Below are 17,260 nucleotides of genomic sequence, written 5' to 3' on the forward strand. Positions count from 1 at the left end.
TTAATCAGCGAGTCAGCTTGGGAAGAAATGACCTGCTTATTCGCACCTTCCTTAGTTGAGGGCGATTTTAAATCAATTTACTTAAAATGAATTGAGAATGTACTTAAGATTAATCTTATGATCAATCTCACAAAAACGAGGCATTCGGGTTAATCCCGAAGGATTACCCCTGCCCGTATTTCTCTAAAAGTGCTTCGGCAATGGCCAGCGTTTCCACATCTGCCACGCCGTTCCACAGCTGCGGCCTGAAGTGCATCTGGAAGACCATAATGATGCGCTTCTGCTGAGCGGGGGTGCTGTTGTCGGGGACCTCGTAACCGTAACGCGCGAGCAAATCGAGTAACGCTGCGGTCTCCACGGCCTGATACCGTGGCCGCCCGTTCATATAGAACGCCACCCGGGACGCGTCGGGCCAGGCGCCAATCCCCTGCTCTGCAAGCTCGCGCCACGGGAACAGCGGACCGGGATCGTCCTTGCGCTGAGGCGCGATATCCGCATGGGCCACCACGTTCTCGGGTTTAATGTGATAGCGGGCAATAATGTCTTTTGCGAGCGGCACCAGGGCCGCAATTTGCGCGGGTTCGAACGGGGAAAAGTGTTTTACCCCGGCCGTTTTTTGCCAGCCGCGATTCTCAAGCTCAATGCCAACCGACGTATCATTAATGCGGTTGGTGCCGCGCCAGAAGCTGATACCCGCATGCCAGGCCAGTTCGTTCTCGGGAACCAGCTGCCAGATACGCGGTTTACCGTCCGGTGCGGGCGGCTTCGCCGGGATCAAATAGTGGGAGCTGACGTTCTTGTCCGTCAGCGTGGCCAGCGAACTGTCAAAGTCATCCGCCGTATAGTGGATAACCAGCACCTTGATGCGCGGATAGGCCGCCTGCGCCTGGTGGCGGGTATCCAGTTCATAGGCGCCTTTATCCACAATGCCTTTTTCCGTGGCGCACCCTGCCAGCAACAGCGCCAGCAGGAGTGTTGAAAACGCGCGTTTCATCGACGGGTTTTCACCGCCGTACCGCTTACGCTCACCATCAGCATGCTCGCTTCTTTACCGACGGTTTCGTAGTCAATATCAATCCCCACGACCGCATCCGCCCCCAGTGCCTTGGCCTGTTCGCCCAGCTCTTTAAAGGCGATGTCCCGGGCTTTACGCAGCTCTTTTTCATACGCGCCAGAGCGGCCGCCGACGATATCGCGGATACCGGCAAAGAAATCGCGAAAAATGTTGGCCCCCAGAATGGCTTCGCCCGTGACCACACCGCAATACTCGGTGATCGGCTGCCCTTCCAGGGTTGGCGTTGTTGAAAACTGCATGGTTTCTCTCCTTCTTTAGCGTTCAATGCCTTAGCCCATAACTTCACCAGCATTATCGGTTCGTTACGCTATGATTGAAAGGATAGTTAATAAATAAGGAAATCAACATGCGCTACTCTGCTTTAACGCTTTTGGTGCCCTGCGCGCTGGTGCTCAGCGCGTGTACCACCACGGTCACGCCAGCCTTTAAGGATATCGGTACCCGCAGCGGCCCCTGTATAGAGGGCGGCCCGGATACCGTGGCGCAACAGTTCTATGATTATCGCATTCAACACCGCAGCAACGATCTCACCGGCCAGCGTCCGTATCTGAGCGATGGGCTGGCAAAACTGCTGAACGATGCCACGCGCGATCCGCAGCACAACGCGCTGCTGAAATCCGATCCATTCTCCAGCCGCACGACGTTGCCGGACAGCGCCGAAGTGGCCAGCGCCTCGACCATCCCGAACACCGATGCGCGTAACATCCCACTGCGTGTGAAGCTGACCCAGGGCACCCAAACCTGGCAGGATGAAGTGCTGATGATCCGCGAAGGCCAGTGCTGGGCGGTGGATGACGTACGCTATATCGGCGGGAGCGTACACGCCCCGGCAGGCACGCTGCGCCAGTCGATTGAGAATCGCTAAACCCACTGTTTCAGAATTGTAAACCCCGAAAAATGTGCGGCATTTCATGCGGAATGCCGACATTTATACTCGCCGACCTTGGGCTTCGCTATTTTGTGCTATGTTTAAGGGGTATTACGGGTTATATTTAACTTTTAACGCAGAAATATTGCATAACTATTCTGTCAACGGTACTATCTGCGGCCTCAATTGCTATAGATTGCCTGGATGAGTAAAGACTGCCCCGATGAGTATTAAACTAAACGGCATTAACTGCTTCTACGGCGCACACCAGGCGCTGTTCGACATCACGCTGGAGTGCCCGGAAGGCGAAACTCTGGTTTTGCTTGGCCCAAGTGGCGCGGGTAAAAGTTCTCTTTTGCGTGTCCTTAATCTGCTTGAAATGCCCCGTTCAGGAACGCTGGCTATCGCCGGTAACCACTTTGATTTTGCGAAAACGCCGTCCGATAAAGCGATTCGTGAACTGCGTCAAAACGTTGGCATGGTCTTCCAGCAATACAACCTCTGGCCGCATCTGACCGTCCTGCAAAACCTGATTGAAGCGCCCTGCCGCGTTCTCGGTTTGAGCAAGGATCAGGCGATGGCGCGTGCTGAAAAGCTGCTGGAGCGTCTGCGCCTTAAGCCCTACAGCGATCGTTATCCGCTGCACCTCTCCGGGGGTCAGCAACAGCGTGTGGCGATTGCCCGTGCGCTGATGATGGAGCCAGCGGTACTGCTGTTTGATGAGCCGACCGCCGCGCTGGACCCGGAAATCACCGCCCAGATCGTGAGCATCATTCGTGAGCTGGCGGAAACCAACATTACTCAGGTCATCGTCACCCATGAAGTGGAAGTGGCGCGTAAAACCGCCAGCCGTGTGGTCTACATGGAAAACGGGTATATCGTTGAGCAAGGTGATGCGAGTTGCTTTACCAACCCGCAAACCGATGCCTTCAAAAACTACTTATCTCACTGAGAGTGCCAGGGAAAATGATAATGAAAAAAGTATTGATTGCCGCGCTGCTCGCTAGCGTCAGCCTTTCCGCTACCGCAGCCCAGACCATCCGTTTCGCCACCGAAGCGTCCTATCCTCCGTTTGAATCTATCGACGCCAACAACAAGATTGTGGGCTTCGATGTCGATCTGGCTAACGCGCTGTGTAAAGAGATCGACGCAACCTGTACCTTCAGCAACCAGGCGTTTGACAGCCTGATCCCAAGCCTGAAGTTCCGCCGTATCGACGCCGTGATGGCCGGTATGGACATCACCCCAGAGCGTGAAAAGCAGGTGCTGTTCACCACGCCGTACTATGACAACTCCGCCCTGTTTATTGGTCAGAAAGGGAAATTTACCTCTGTTGACCAGCTGAAAGGCAAAAAAGTGGGCGTACAGAACGGCACCACGCACCAGAAATTCATCATGGATAAACATCCGGAAATCACCACCGTGCCTTACGACAGCTACCAGAACGCGAAGCTGGATCTGCAGAACGGCCGTATCGATGGCGTGTTTGGTGACACCGCGGTAGTGACCGAATGGCTGAAAGCCAACGATAAACTCGCGCCAGTGGGCGACAAAGTGACCGATAAGGACTACTTCGGCACAGGTCTGGGGATTGCCGTTCGTCAGGGCAACACTGAGCTGCAGCAGAAATTCAACGCTGCGCTGGAAAAAGTGAAGAAAGACGGCACCTACGAAACCATCTATAAAAAATGGTTCCAGAAGTAATTCCTGATGAATGAAATTCTTCCTTTAGCAAGCGCCGCCGGGATGACCGTCGGCCTTGCCGTTTGCGCACTGATTATCGGCCTGGTGCTGGCGATGTTCTTTGCGGTATGGGAATCTGCAAAGTGGTTCCCTGTCGCCTGGACCGGCTCCGCGCTAGTCACCGTGCTGCGTGGGCTACCGGAGATTCTGGTGGTCCTGTTTATCTATTTCGGTTCCTCACAGCTGCTGCTCACGCTGTCGGACGGCTTTACCCTCAATCTTGGCGTCGTGCAGATCCCGGTGCAGATGCAGATTGAAAACTTCGACGTCAGCCCGTTCCTCTGTGGCGTCATTGCCCTTTCCCTGCTCTATTCTGCGTACGCGTCGCAAACCCTGCGCGGTGCGCTGAAAGCGGTACCGCAAGGACAATGGGAATCTGGCCAGGCGCTGGGGATGTCGAAAGCGGCGATCTTCTTCCGTCTGGTGATGCCGCAGATGTGGCGTCATGCCCTGCCGGGTTTAGGGAACCAGTGGCTGGTGCTGCTGAAAGATACGGCGCTGGTGAGCCTGATAAGCGTTAACGATTTAATGTTGCAGACCAAAAGCATCGCTACCCGCACCCAGGAGCCGTTTACCTGGTACATTGTGGCGGCGGCTATCTACCTGGTGATCACGTTGCTGAGTCAGTACATCCTTAAGCGTATTGACCTGCGTGCGACGCGCTTTGAACGGAGACCAGGCTGATGCTGGACTATTTACCCGAGCTGATGAAAGGGCTGCACACCAGCCTGACGTTGACCGTGGCGTCCATCATCGTGGCGCTGTTCCTGGCGCTGATCTTTACCATCATCCTGACGCTGAAAACGCCGGTGCTGGTGTGGATTGTGCGCGGCTATATCACCCTCTTTACCGGTACGCCGCTGCTGGTGCAGATCTTCCTGATTTACTACGGCCCGGGCCAGTTCCCGTCGCTGCAGGAGTATCCGGTTATCTGGCATCTGCTCTCTGAGCCGTGGCTGTGTGCCCTGATCGCCCTTTCACTGAACAGCGCTGCCTACACCACTCAGCTGTTCTACGGAGCGATCCGCGCCATTCCGGAAGGACAATGGCAGTCCTGCGGCGCGCTCGGCATGAGCAAAAAAGATACGCTGGCCATTTTGCTGCCGTACGCCTTTAAGCGTGCCCTCTCCTCTTACTCCAACGAAGTGGTGCTGGTGTTCAAGAGTACCTCGCTGGCCTACACCATCACCCTGATGGAAGTGATGGGCCACGGGCAACTGCTCTATGGACGCACCTACGATGTGATGGTGTTTGGCGCGGCAGGCGTGGTGTATCTGATGGTTAACGGACTGTTGACGCTAATGATGCGCCTGATCGAGCGTAAAGCGCTGGCGTTTGAGCGCAGAAATTAATCACGTAAATGCATAAAACGGTATTAATAAAGCGGGTAACCTGATGGGTTATCCGCTTTTTTTTATTCCACGATAAATATTAAATCATTTATATTGAATATAAATTCATTAAATGGCATTGTACTTTCATAAGACCTACAGACGGGAGTATTACAATGAAAAAGTTAGTTCTGGCCGCATTACTGGCAACGTTTGCCGCAGGCGCAACGGCTGCCGATAAAATCAATTTCGGCGTTTCTGCCACGTATCCACCATTTGAATCGCTGGATGCCAGCAACCAGATCGTGGGTTTTGATATCGATCTGGCGAAAGCGCTGTGCAAACAGATGCAGGCCGACTGCACCTTTACCAACCATGCCTTTGACAGCCTGATCCCGTCCCTGAAATTTAAAAAATACGACGCGGTGATCTCCGGTATGGACATCACGCCAGAGCGCAGCAAGCAGGTGGCCTTCACCGACCCGTACTACGCCAACTCGGCGGTGGTCATTGCGAAGAAAGGGGCTTATAAATCCTTTGATGAGCTGAAAGGCAAACGCATCGGGATGGAAAACGGCACCACGCACCAGAAATACCTCCAGGACAAGCATCCTGAAGTGAAAACCGTGGCCTATGACAGCTACCAGAACGCGATTATCGACCTGAAAAACGGCCGTATTGATGGCGTATTTGGTGACACCGCGGTCGTCAACGAATGGCTGAAAACCAACCCGCAGCTCGGTACGGCAACCGAAAAAGTGACCGATCCGCAATACTTCGGTACGGGTCTGGGCATTGCGGTGCGTCCGGATAACAAAGCGTTGCTGGCAAAACTGAACGGCGCGCTGAAGGCGATTAAAGCTGACGGTACGTATCAGAAAATCAGCGACCAGTGGTTCCCGCAGTAACCTCTTTTTGTCGGGTGGTCCGGCCTGCGGGGGTGGTCTGTAGGCCGGGTAAGCGCAGCGCCACCCGGCACTCTCTCACAACGGCACGAAGAACCTGAACCGCGCCCCACTCACCGACTCCATCAGCCTGATCCCTCCCCCGTGTAGTTCCAGCATCCGTTTGACAATCAACAGCCCTAACCCACCGCGATTCTCCCGCGATGCTTGCGGATTCAACGCTGAAGGCCGCTGGAACAGATCGTCGCGCAGCGCGGCATCCACACCGGTTCCTGAATCGGCCACCTCAACCTGTAGCTTTTCATTCTCCTGCCATACGGCGAGACGGATCTTGCCGCCGGTGGGGGTATGGCGGATGGCGTTATCCAGCAGATTGGTCACCACGCGCTCTATCATCGAGACATCGGCATACACCAGCGGCAGCGGCCCGGGAACGTCTATCTGGAGCTGAAGCTCGCGCGTGCGCGCCGTGAGCTCAAACTTTTGCGCCACGTCGGAAATAAGCTCTCCCATCGCAAAACGCTCGCGCTGGGGCTTGATGCCGCCGTGCTCAAGACGCGCAAGCTCAAACAACTGCTGTGACAGATGACGCACCTTTTGACCCTGACGCAACGCCGTGGCGAGGTATTGCTGATGCTCCTGCGGCGTCAGTGTGGCGGATTTCAGCGACAGCGTCTCCAGATAGCCCAGCAGCGAGGTCAGCGGCGTGCGTAAGTCGTGGGAAATATTGGCGATAAACTCCCGGCGCTGGCGGTCGCTGTCGGCCAGTTGATCCCACTGCTGGGTGATTTTGCGTGCCAGCTCGATAAAACTGTTACGCAGGAGCGCCACTTCATCTTTTGCTGTCGCATCCGGCTGTTGGACCGCCAGCGCGCGTATCGCGCTCATGCTGTCATGCTCCAGCCCGGCCACTTCACGCGTCAGCCGTTTAACCGGACGCGTGACCCAGTACCAGATCAGTAAGCCCGCCAGCAGGCCAAACAGCGCCACCCAAAGCATTGACCAGAGCACCGTACTCCACAGCGCCTTGTGCCAGGCCATGTCCGCCAGCGCGTTCGACTCCTCGCCCTGTAAAATAATATACAGATAGCCTTTAAGCTCGCCGTCCTGACGTAACGGCGTCGCGCTGAACACTTTCTTGTTCTGGCTACGCGGATCGTCGCCAAAAACCGGCATGGCCGCACCGCTGAGGAACTCCTGTACCGGCGCGAGATTGATGCTTTGTCGCTGAATATGGCCAGGCGGGGCGGCATCGGCCAGAATATCGCCATCCGGGGAGACGACGTACAGTTCCACGCTCGGGTTGAAGGTCATCAGCCTGTCAAAGAGCGGTTTCAGCGCGGTACGGTCGACCCTGCCCTGGGCGTTCAGAATTGGTTCGCGCTGCACGATCTGTTGCGCCAGGCCGCCAGAGAGACGCTGAACCATGGCGTTACCATACTGCATGCTGCTGTAGAGCTGGACGGCGCAGGCGACGGCGGCACAGAGCATCATCAGTAAAATAAACAGCAGCGTCAGGCGCTGGCTCAGGCTAAAGCGGCGCATCATGGTGCGGCTCCGCAAATTTATAGCCTTTGCCCCAGACGGTGCGAATGATCTCCGGCTCGGCAGCGTCTTTTTCAATCTTGATGCGCAGGCGGTTGATGTGGGTGTTAACGGTATGCTCGTAACTTTCGTGCTGATAGCCCCACACCTGCTCCAGCAGCGCCAGACGCGAGAAGACCTCGCCAGGATGGCGGGCAAAGAAGTACAGCAGTTCAAACTCGCGCGGGGTGAGATCCACTATCTGGCCGTGAAGCAGCACGCTGCGGGCCAGCGGGTCGATCGTCAGGCCATGCGCCTGAATATTCCCGGCATTCTGCGCCTGCCCCATCGCCTGCTGGCGGCGGAACAGCGCCTTAATGCGCGCAATCAGCTCCTGCACCGAGAACGGCTTTGCCAGATAATCATCCGCGCCGGTTTCCAGGCCGGTGATCCGATCGGTTTCGCTGCTGCGGGCGCTAATAATGATCACCGGCAGGTAGCGGGTCATCTGGCGAATACGATGGCAAATCTCCAGGCCGTCGACGTTGGGGAGCATGAGATCGAGGATCACCGCGTCCCACGGCTGTTTTTCAAGACACTGTAACGCGTTGCCGCCGTCGGGCTCGTGGGTGATGATGTAGCCTTCATCTTCTAAATTGAGTCGCAGAAGTGCCGCGATATCGTGGTCATCTTCCACCAGCAGGATCTGCTTCATGGGTAAGCCTTATTTCATCTCTTATGACGTAAGCTTACCTGATTTCGCAGGGTTGAAGAGTTCACATTTTGTTGAAGATTTTGCGGATGTCATGCCGGGTGGCGGCTACGCCTTACCCGGGATGCGGGTTAACAACGTCAACACTTCATAATGCGCGGTATGCGGGAACATATCGAAAAGCTGAACGCGTTCAATACGGTAGCCCGGCAGATGAGCGATATCTGTCGCCATGGTACGGGCGTTGCAGCTGGAGTAGATAATGTAATCCGGCGCCATCTGGCTCAGATAGTCGCACAGCGCCTTGCCAATGCCCCGGCGCGGCGGGTTGACCAGCACCAGCTCCGGTACGTTGCCCTGCCCGGTCGCGAACTGCGTGGAATCCAGCGCCTGGAAGTGCAGATTGGTTAATCCGAGCTCAGCGGCAGACTGTTTCGCGCAGGCAATCGCTTCGGCGGCGATCTCAATCCCGGTCAGCTGCATCTCAGGCGTGGCGCAGTGCAGACCAAAGCCCCCGACACCGCAGAACAGATCCCACATATGATGGATGTTTAACGCCCTCACCCAGTCGCGGGCGGTGGCATATAACGCACTCGCCACCGTCGGGTTGGTCTGGAAGAAACTTTGCGGGCGGATCCACAGCGGCACGTCGTTGAACGTTTCCGCCAGTGCATGCTGCCCGGTGAAGAAGATCTCTGTCTCCCCCTCCATAATCGCCATATGCACCGGCTGAATATTGGCGGTAATGACCTTCAGTTGCGGAAGCTGCTCCTGCAGCCACGGCAGCGCCGCGCGCAGTTGTTCCAGCTTGGCTTGCGAGCGCAGCACGAAACGCAGCATCATACCGCCGTCCATCTGGCTCTCGGTCAGGAGGAGATATTTCAGCTCGCCGCGCTTACGGGCGACGTTATAAGGCGTTAACCCCGCGCGGGCAATAAACGGTTTGAGTGCCGCGAAGACCGGCTCAAACGAGGCAGGATAAAGCGGGCAGCCGGTGAGATCTTCCGGCGTACCGTCGCGATGCAGCATGCCCAACAGCGGTTTTTCTACGCTGCCGCTGACCACCATTTTGGCTTTATTACGAAAACCCTGCTCCGGGCCGCTGACGGGGGCGCACCACTCGCCCACCGCATGTTCAGCCAGCAGCTGTTGCAGGTCGGCCATTTTGGCGGTGAGTTGTTGAGAGACCGGCTGTTCTATCCACTGACAGGAGCGGCAGCGTCCGGCGTCATAGAGTGCGCACTGCATAGGAAAACCTTAAGAATAACGAGGGCTGCGATTATACACATTATTGCAGGCGGAAGAACCGCCGGCTTGAAGCTGGAGCAAAGAGCAGCAGGAGCACCAGCATATCGGGTAATTTCTGCATGACCAGCGCATGGAAGATCTCGCGTTTGGATCCACCGGCAATGCTGAACAGCTCCGGATAGCCATAGCCCAGCGAGGCGGCCCACAGATAGCTGGCGGCGGTCACCTGCGTCAGCAGATAGACCCAACGCGCCCAGTTGCGCCCTTTAACCAGCGAAAACGCGCAGTAGATTTCGATAAACACCAGCACAAGGCTGCTGAGGAATACCAGCGTGAGGTTCCAGGTTTGCACGCTGCGGTGAATGAACTCACCGATGCCGCGCGCCCCCAGGGTGTTGAGGATCATCAGTACATCAAGACAGCGGATCATAATAATAGCGAGCGCCGCCACCTGCACCAGCGCAGGTACGTTTGGACGAGCGTGCGTAAGACGTGATTTTTTTAATAATCCCAATGTTTTACTTCCCTGAAAAACAGTGCCGCGTCATGCGCGGCACATCACTGGAAATAATAATTCCTTCAGCCGCGTCTTGCACGCTGGATATCGCGCACGCGCTGCTTTTCCGCGCGCGCCATCAAATACCAGGCGATAAATCCGACAATTCCGACCACGCCGAGGATTATCGACGCCAGGGCGTTGATCTCCGGGTTTACCCCCATGCGCACGCTGGAGAAGACCAGCATTGGCAGCGTCGTCGCCCCTGGCCCGGAAACAAAGCTGGCGATCACCAGATCGTCGAGCGACAGGGTAAAGGCCAGCAGCCAGCCGGAGATCACCGCAGGCATAATCATCGGCAGCGTGATGATGAAAAAGACCTTCACCGGCGTGGCACCGAGATCCATCGCCGCCTCTTCAATGGAGCGATCCAGCTCGCGCAGACGCGAGGAGATGACCACCGCCACGTACGCGGTACAGAAGGTCACATGCGCCAGCCAGATGGTGAGCATGCCGCGATCCGCCGGCCAGCCAATGGCATGCGCCAGCGCCACAAACAGCAGCAGCAGCGACAGGCCGGTGATCACGTCCGGCATCACCAGCGGCGCGGTGATCATAAAGGCAAAGCCGTTCGAGCCGCGAAAACGCCCGAAGCGCACCATCACCAGCGCGGCAATCGTGCCCAGCACGCAGGCCATTGTGGCCGCCAGCGCCGCGATGGTCAGGCTCAGCCCCACCGCGCTCATCATCGCATCGTCGTGGAACAGTTCGCTGTACCAGCGCGTCGACCAGCCTGCCCATACGGTGACCAGTTTGGAGCTGTTGAACGAGTAGATCACCAGCATCAGCATCGGCGCATACAGGAAGGTAAAGCCGATCACCAGGATCGCAATTCGCCACGGAGAGCGCACTACCGGTAAGTTGTTCATCCGTGGTCTCCCATCTGTTTCTGCTGATGCTTGTGGAACCACATGATCGGCAGGATCAGCAGCAGCAACATCACGATCGCCACCGCGGAGGCTACCGGCCAGTCGCGGTTATTGAAGAACTCCTGCCACAACACGCGGCCAATCATGATGCTGTCCGGGCCGCCGAGCAGTTCCGGGATCACAAACTCCCCAACCGCCGGAATAAACACCAGCATCGACCCGGCGATAATCCCGCCTTTGGTCAGCGGCACAATCACGCTGAAGAAAGTCTTCAGCGGACGGGCGCCCAGATCCAGCGAGGCTTCCACCAGCGAATAGTCGATACGCGTCAGCGCCGTATAGATCGGCAGCACCATAAACGGCAGGTAGGCGTACACAATCCCGATATAGACCGCGAGATTGGTGTGCAGAATAGTCAGCGGCTGATCGATAACCCCTAACCACATCAGGAAGTTATTCAGCACCCCGTTATTTTTCAGGATCCCCATCCACGCGTAGACGCGGATCAGGAACGAGGTCCACGACGGCAGGATCACCAGCAGCAGCAGAATATTGCGCGTCGAGGGCTTACTGTGCGCCACCGCCCATGCCAGCGGGTAGCCCATCAGCAGACAGCAGAGCGTGGAGATCGCCGCCACCTGCAGTGACTGCAAATAGGCTTCGACATAAAGCGGATCTTCCGTCAGCTGCAGGAAGTTGCCAAGGTTAAGCGTCAGCGTCAGCTGGCCGTCTGCCCAGTCCAGCAGATTGGTGTAAGGCGGGATCGCCCGCGCCATTTCCGCCAGGCTTATCTTGAAAACGATCAGGAACGGCAGCATGAACAGCAGGATCAGCCACACGTAAGGCATGGCAATCACCAGCTTGCGGCCGTGGTTCATCTGCATGCGCGCCAGCCAGTGCGCAAAGCCGCCCGGTTTTTCGACGCGGGCTGGCGGTTCAAGTGTACTCATTGGCCGCTCCTTATACCGTCAGCACGACACAACTGTCCGCATCCCAGCACAGACGCACTTCGTCGCCCCAGGTCGGCAGTCCTTTACGGTAGCGATGTTCGTTTTGCAGCTGGGCGCTGAGCATCTGCCCGCTCTTCAGACGGACGTGGTAAATAGAGAGATCGCCCAGATAGGCAATGTGCACCACTTCGCCCACGGCAAAGTTAAAGCCATCGGCCGGAGGATCTTCACAGAGCATGATTTTCTCCGGTCGCAGGGCGATATAGACCGGCACGTTGTCTACCACGGAGTTATCCGGGTCGACCTTCAGCGGATGCTGCAGCCCCGGCGATTCGATGATCAGCCCGTCTTCTTCACGCGCTTTCAGCAGCCCTTCAAAAACATTCACCGAGCCGATGAACTCCGCGCTGTAACGGGTAGTCGGGTGTTCATAAATCTCTTCCGGCTCGCCAATCTGTACGAACTTACCGCGGTTCATGATCGCGATACGCCCGGCCATGGTCATGGCCTCTTCCTGGTCGTGGGTGACCATCACGCAGGTCACGCCCACGCGTTCGAGGATATCCACCACTTCGAGCTGCATACGGTCGCGCAGTTTTTTATCCAGGGCACCCATCGGCTCATCAAGCAGCAGCAGTTTCGGGCGTTTCGCCAGGCTTCGGGCCAGTGCCACGCGCTGACGCTGACCACCAGAAAGCTGGTGCGGTTTACGCTTCGCGAACTCCTGCATATGCACCAGACTCAGCATCTCCGCCACACGCGCGGTGATTTCGGCTTTCGGCAGCTTGTCCTGCTTCAGGCCAAACGCGATGTTCTGCTCCACCGTCATATGGGGGAACAGCGCGTAAGACTGGAACATCATGTTAATCGGACGCTGATACGGCGGTACGCTGGAGAGATCCACGCCATCCAGCACAATCTGCCCGGCGGTAGGTTGTTCAAACCCGGCCAGCATGCGCAGCAAGGTTGATTTACCGCAGCCAGACGCCCCGAGAAGGGCAAATATTTCGCCTTTGTAGATAGTCAGGCTGACGTCGTCCACGGCATGCTGGCCATCGAAAGATTTGGTGAGGTTACGAATTTCAAGTAGCGGGGTCAGCGCTTTACGGACTTTCGCCTGCGGGCGGGGGATCGCGTCATTCACGGGGTGTTCTCCGGCATAGATCAAAACTGGTGCAAACGCACCGTCAGGGTGCGCATCGCCGGGCGGCGCGAACGCTTGCCCGGCCTACGGGTTGTGTCGGCCCGGTAAGCGATAGCGCCACCGGGCAACGTTACCAAACGCCGTTATTTCCCGCTTTTCACCTTGGTCCACGCACGGGTACGTACGCGGTCAATTTTTGGATCCTGTACTTTCAGGGTGAAGAGCTTGGCAAACACATCCGCTGGCGGATAGATAGCCGGATTATTACGGATCTCTTCGCTAATCAGTGGCAAGGAGGCCTTGTTACCGTTGGCGTAGTAGACATGGTCGCTGATATGAGCAATCACTTCCGGACGCATCAGGTAGTTTAGGAACTGATACGCTTCATCTTTGTTTTTCGCATCGGCAGGCATGGCGAAGACATCAAAGAAGGCCAGCGCCCCCTCTTTCGGAATGAAGTAGGAGACATTCACGCCGTTTTTCGCCTCTTTCGCGCGGTTAGCCGCCTGCCAGACGTCCCCTGCCCAGCCAATTGCCACGCAGATATCGCCGTTAGCCAGGTCGTTAATGTACTGTGAAGAGTGGAAGTAACGGATATTCGGACGCAGCTTCAGCAGCAGATCGGTTGCCGGGCCGGTGTAATCATCCGCCTTGTTGCTGTTCGGATCTTTGCCGAGATAGTTCAGCACGGTGGCGAAAATCTCTTCCGGGGCATCCAGGAAGGAGACGCCGCAGCTTTTCAACTTGGCGAGGTTCTCCGGCTTCAGCACCACGTCCCAGCTGTCCAGCTTGACGTCCGGGCCCAGCGCCGCTTTGACTTTATCCACGTTGTAGCCAATACCGGTGGTCGCCCACAGATACGGCATGGCGTATTTGTTCTCCGGGTCATGCTTAGAGACCAGCTTCAGCACTTCCGGGTCGAGGTTTTTCCAGTTTGGTAACTTGCTCTTGTCCAGCGGCTGGAAAACGCCTGCGGTCAGCTGACGCTCCAGGAAACTTGCGGACGGTACCACCAGGTCAAAACCGGTGCTGCCTGCCATCAGTTTGCCTTCCAGCACTTCGTTGGAATCAAACACGTCGTAGACCACTTTAATGCCGGTCTCTTTTTCAAAATTAGCCACCGTGTCCGGGGCAATATAGTCAGACCAGTTATAAACATGCAGCGTTTTTTGTTCCGCAGCGAGCGTGCCGGCAGAGACGGCCATCAGAGCACCCGCAACCAGACCCGATAACCATTTTTTATTCAAGGCGATCATAGTGTTATTCCTTCTGAAAGCTCGTTAACAAACGAACTAAAACTGTGCAATCTGGATATATGCAAAAATCATGCATAGTTTGTCGCTCTGCTCAAAATAAAAAGAAACCTCTTTACCCGGCAGGATCCGCTCGCTTTTTTAAGCATCGCAAGAATAACTGTAGCCCGTGTCTCCGGCTATAGCCCAGACGAAAAAACGCCTTTTATCAATTTTTTATGCAGGTTATGTCTACGTGATAAGCCGAAATGGCCTTTGAGGAGGTGAAAAATTCTTTAAAGAAAGGTTAAAAGCAGCAGAATAAATGGCGTTATGCAGCCGCTCTGGCAGCGACTGCGCAAAAGTCAGACAGGCTTAGTGAAGAAAATTGGGAGATGCATCATTATTCTCTGCATCGTCTTCCGCGCTGTACAGCAGATGGTGTGCATTGGCCTCCATCATTACCATCGAAATTTGCTCTTCACTCAAACGCATAAACCAGGCGAACTGCTTGAAGGAGAGCCCCGCGCCGGAGAACAAAGACTGGCAAACGACCAGTTTTGGCAGATTATCATCCTGTATATCGAGGAATGCTTTCACCGTCAAAGAACTGGCGTTGATCGCAGAGAGGTCAGAGGCCAGCGCCAGCAGCGCAGACGGCTTAACTTCTGCCAGCGCAGAGAAGAGGATCACGTCGTTAATGAGATCGATTTTGGCATCAAAAATGCCGTCGAAATTCTGCATGTGAGGCAGATGCAGCGCCTGGCAGGAATCACATTCAAAGAAGGTGATACCGGCATCATCAAGCCATTGACGTAACGTATCCAGTGTTGGAACGACCTGTAAATCCATCGCGGTGGAGCCTCTTTAGTAAAAACTTCGCATAGGGTACTCAAAAAGTGCGCGGTAATCCATTTAACCACCCGTTTTAAGACAGTAGCCCGGCGTGGCATGACGCTCAATCCATGCAATCATTTTACCTGCAATATCGACACCGGTGGTTTTTTCTACCCCTTCCAGCCCGGGCGAGGCATTCACTTCCATCACCAGCGGCCCGCGCGTTGCGCGCAGAAGGTCTACGCCTGCCACGTCCAGCCCCAGCGTTTGCGCCGCTTTCACGGCAATCTCCCGCTCGCGCTCGCTGATATCAGCAACCCGCGCAACGCCGCCCCGGTGGAGGTTGGAGCGAAAATCGCCCTCTTTCGCCTGACGCTCAATGGCCGCCACCACCTCATTGCCCACCACGAAACAGCGGATATCGCGCCCTTTGGCCTCTTCGATGTACTCCTGCACCAGAATGTGCGCATTCAGGCCGCGGAAGGCGTCAATCACGCTCTCTGCTGCCTGTCGCGTCTCTGCCAGCACCACGCCAATACCCTGTGTGCCTTCCACCAGCTTGATGACCAGCGGCGCACCGCCCACCATGTCGATCAGATCGCTGGTGTCGTCCGGGGAGTGAGCGATACCGGTGACCGGAAGATCGATACCCTGGCGGGCGAGCAGCTGCAGCGAGCGCAGCTTATCCCGGGCGCGGGAAATGGCGACAGATTCGTTGAGAGGATAGCTGCCCAGCATTTCAAACTGGCGCAGCGCGGCCGTACCGTAATAGGTGATCTGCGAGCCGATGCGGGGGATCACCGCATCAAAATGCGGTAGCTTGCGGCCTTTGTAATGGATCGAGGAAGCAGCAGGGTCAATGTTCATATAGCAGGACATCGGATCGAGGATCTCAATCTGATGTCCGCGTTTTGCCGCCGCTTCTCGCAGGCGTTTGCATGAATAGAGCGTTCCATCCCGGGACAAAATGGCAATTTTCACCCTGCACCTCTCTAAAGACATGGGAAAAGCCTGCGTATCATACCGAATGGACTAGCGCGTCGCCCAGCCCTGTTTGTGCAGATAATCGAGAATAAACGGGCGATTTTCTTTAATGATGGTACGGCGGATGTGGTCGCTCCAGGTATCGCGGCGGTTATTGCTGCCGCGCGTCATGTAATAATGCGCCAGCTCTTCATCGTATTGATTCAGAACATCCAGGTCGACCGGCTGGTAGTGGTTTTCATGGACCAGCATCGCCGCAGGCAGGCGCGGCTTGAGATCCGGGTTGTCAGCAGGCCAGCCGAGGCAGAGACCGAACAGGGGCAGGACGTGCTTCGGCAGCTTCAGTAGTTCGGTTACGCTTTCAATATTGTTACGCAGCCCGCCGATATACACGCCGCCTAATCCCAGCGATTCCGCCGCCGTAAAGGCGTTTTGCGCCATCAGCGCGGTATCGACCACGCCCAGCAGCAGCTGTTCTGCCAGCCCCAGCTCGGCTTCAGGGCAAATTTGCAGGTGGCGGTTAAAGTCAGCGCAGAATACCCAGAACTCGGCGGCCTGGGCTACATGCTTCTGCCCGCCCGTGAGCGTCACCAGCTGCTCGCGCATGGCCTTGTCGGTAATACGAATAATCGAACTGCACTGCAGAAAGCTGGAGCTCGAGGTGGCTCTGGCGCTGTCGATGATGGCCTCACGCTGCGCCTCGGTAATGGGCTCATCGGTGAAGTGGCGGATAGAACGGTGGGAACGGAGCAGGTCAATTGTTGGCGTCATCGTCTCTCTCTTTGTCTTGCTTAATACGTGTGGCAGCCAGTATAGGCAATGATGCGCGGCATGTAATTGGCGAAACATAGCTCAAGGATATTAAAGCGACAGGCGAAACCTACTTTAATGACGGCAGGTTATCGTGCACTATACGTGTCATTCGCCGTCAGGCTTGTTTTTTGAGGAGAGAGAAATGTTTGCAGTAATTTTTGGTCGTCCAGGATGCCCTTACTGTGTGCGCGCAAAAGAGCTGGCTGAAAAACTGACTGAAGAGCGTGATGACTTTAACTTCCGCTATGTGGATATCCACGCAGAAGGCATCACCAAAGCCGATCTGGAAAAAACCGTGGGTAAACCGGTTGAAACCGTACCGCAGATCTTCCTCGATCAGAAACACATTGGCGGCTGCACCGATTTTGAAGCTTACGCTAAAGAACATCTGGGGCTGTTTGCCGCTCAGTAATCACTAAGGAAGGTGCGAACAAGTTCCTGATATGAGATCATCATATTCATCCGGAGC

Annotated in this window: 20 protein-coding genes; 7 read left to right on the plus strand and 13 right to left on the minus strand. The window is 55.9% G+C overall.

What is annotated here, in order from left to right; translation table 11 throughout:
• Positions 1-163: 163 nt before the first annotated feature.
• Complete coding sequence (locus HX884_RS20705; RefSeq protein ID WP_013097358.1) at positions 164-994, minus strand: N-acetylmuramoyl-L-alanine amidase; 831 nt, start codon at positions 992-994, stop codon at positions 164-166.
• Complete coding sequence (locus HX884_RS20710) at positions 991-1,314, minus strand: heavy metal-binding domain-containing protein (RefSeq protein WP_178328731.1); 324 nt, start codon at positions 1,312-1,314, stop codon at positions 991-993. The genes HX884_RS20705 and HX884_RS20710 overlap by 4 nt, the downstream gene beginning before the upstream one ends.
• A 107-nt stretch (positions 1,315-1,421) precedes the next feature.
• On the opposite strand from HX884_RS20710, the gene HX884_RS20715 reads away from it, so the two are divergent.
• From HX884_RS20715 to artJ, 6 genes are all read left to right on the plus strand, one after another.
• On the plus strand, positions 1,422-1,940 hold the full coding sequence (locus HX884_RS20715) for a lipoprotein (protein WP_178328732.1): 519 nt from the start codon (positions 1,422-1,424) through the stop codon (positions 1,938-1,940).
• Positions 1,941-2,166: 226 nt separating this feature from the next.
• Complete coding sequence (gene artP / locus HX884_RS20720; RefSeq protein WP_013097360.1) at positions 2,167-2,895, plus strand: arginine ABC transporter ATP-binding protein ArtP; 729 nt, start codon at positions 2,167-2,169, stop codon at positions 2,893-2,895.
• A gap of 20 nt (positions 2,896-2,915) precedes the next feature.
• Positions 2,916-3,647, plus strand: a complete 732-nt coding sequence (artI, locus tag HX884_RS20725) for an arginine ABC transporter substrate-binding protein ArtI (protein WP_020689903.1) — start codon at positions 2,916-2,918, stop codon at positions 3,645-3,647.
• Between the two features lie 6 nt (positions 3,648-3,653).
• Positions 3,654-4,370, plus strand: coding sequence for an arginine ABC transporter permease ArtQ (artQ, locus tag HX884_RS20730; protein ID WP_013097362.1), 717 nt, complete (start codon positions 3,654-3,656; stop codon positions 4,368-4,370).
• Positions 4,370-5,038 (plus strand): arginine ABC transporter permease ArtM, encoded by a 669-nt coding sequence (gene artM, locus HX884_RS20735; protein WP_178328733.1) that lies wholly within the window; start codon positions 4,370-4,372, stop codon positions 5,036-5,038. The genes artQ and artM overlap by 1 nt, the downstream gene beginning before the upstream one ends.
• A 155-nt stretch (positions 5,039-5,193) precedes the next feature.
• Positions 5,194-5,925 carry an arginine ABC transporter substrate-binding protein ArtJ gene (gene artJ / locus HX884_RS20740; protein ID WP_013097364.1) on the plus strand — a complete coding sequence of 244 codons (732 nt, stop codon included), beginning with the start codon at positions 5,194-5,196 and terminating at the stop codon, positions 5,923-5,925.
• 75 nt (positions 5,926-6,000) lie between these two features.
• Here the strand turns inward: artJ and HX884_RS20745 are convergent, their stop codons facing one another.
• The 11 genes from HX884_RS20745 to nfsA form a co-directional block, all read right to left on the minus strand.
• Positions 6,001-7,470: an ATP-binding protein gene (locus HX884_RS20745; RefSeq protein ID WP_038984436.1), complete on the minus strand. Its 1,470-nt coding sequence runs from the start codon at positions 7,468-7,470 to the stop codon at positions 6,001-6,003.
• Positions 7,454-8,161 (minus strand): response regulator transcription factor, encoded by a 708-nt coding sequence (locus HX884_RS20750; protein WP_178328734.1) that lies wholly within the window; start codon positions 8,159-8,161, stop codon positions 7,454-7,456. Before HX884_RS20750 ends, HX884_RS20745 begins: the two co-directional genes overlap by 17 nt.
• Before the next feature lie 105 nt (positions 8,162-8,266).
• Positions 8,267-9,406 carry a 23S rRNA (uracil(747)-C(5))-methyltransferase RlmC gene (gene rlmC / locus HX884_RS20755; protein ID WP_062729192.1) on the minus strand — a complete coding sequence of 380 codons (1,140 nt, stop codon included), beginning with the start codon at positions 9,404-9,406 and terminating at the stop codon, positions 8,267-8,269.
• 40 nt (positions 9,407-9,446) lie between these two features.
• The gene (locus HX884_RS20760) at positions 9,447-9,920 is read right to left on the minus strand and encodes a YbjO family protein (RefSeq protein ID WP_020689898.1); all 474 of its coding nucleotides are present in this window, start codon (positions 9,918-9,920) and stop codon (positions 9,447-9,449) included.
• A 65-nt stretch (positions 9,921-9,985) separates the two neighbouring features.
• Positions 9,986-10,831: a putrescine ABC transporter permease PotI gene (potI, locus tag HX884_RS20765; RefSeq protein ID WP_013097369.1), complete on the minus strand. Its 846-nt coding sequence runs from the start codon at positions 10,829-10,831 to the stop codon at positions 9,986-9,988.
• Positions 10,828-11,781, minus strand: coding sequence for a putrescine ABC transporter permease PotH (gene potH / locus HX884_RS20770; RefSeq protein WP_178328735.1), 954 nt, complete (start codon positions 11,779-11,781; stop codon positions 10,828-10,830). Before potH ends, potI begins: the two co-directional genes overlap by 4 nt.
• Positions 11,782-11,791: 10 nt before the next feature.
• On the minus strand, positions 11,792-12,925 hold the full coding sequence (gene potG, locus HX884_RS20775) for a putrescine ABC transporter ATP-binding subunit PotG (RefSeq protein WP_013097371.1): 1,134 nt from the start codon (positions 12,923-12,925) through the stop codon (positions 11,792-11,794).
• Positions 12,926-13,068: 143 nt separating this feature from the next.
• Entirely contained in the window at positions 13,069-14,181 is a 1,113-nt protein-coding gene (potF, locus tag HX884_RS20780; RefSeq protein WP_013097372.1) for a spermidine/putrescine ABC transporter substrate-binding protein PotF, read from the minus strand.
• 351 nt (positions 14,182-14,532) lie between these two features.
• Complete coding sequence (locus tag HX884_RS20785) at positions 14,533-15,009, minus strand: YbjN domain-containing protein (protein ID WP_003858385.1); 477 nt, start codon at positions 15,007-15,009, stop codon at positions 14,533-14,535.
• 63 nt (positions 15,010-15,072) lie between these two features.
• Complete coding sequence (rimK, locus tag HX884_RS20790; protein ID WP_013097373.1) at positions 15,073-15,975, minus strand: 30S ribosomal protein S6--L-glutamate ligase; 903 nt, start codon at positions 15,973-15,975, stop codon at positions 15,073-15,075.
• A gap of 51 nt (positions 15,976-16,026) precedes the next feature.
• A complete protein-coding gene (gene nfsA, locus HX884_RS20795; protein WP_045295705.1) occupies positions 16,027-16,749 on the minus strand; it encodes a nitroreductase NfsA in 723 nt (240 codons plus the stop codon).
• Between the two features lie 184 nt (positions 16,750-16,933).
• On the opposite strand from nfsA, the gene HX884_RS20800 reads away from it, so the two are divergent.
• The gene (locus tag HX884_RS20800; RefSeq protein ID WP_006809455.1) at positions 16,934-17,203 is read left to right on the plus strand and encodes a GrxA family glutaredoxin; all 270 of its coding nucleotides are present in this window, start codon (positions 16,934-16,936) and stop codon (positions 17,201-17,203) included.
• Positions 17,204-17,260: the final 57 nt, after the last annotated feature.

The sequence above is a fragment of the Enterobacter sp. SECR19-1250 genome (assembly GCF_013391025.1).
In the GTDB taxonomy this organism is placed as follows: Bacteria; Pseudomonadota; Gammaproteobacteria; order Enterobacterales; family Enterobacteriaceae; genus Enterobacter; species Enterobacter cloacae.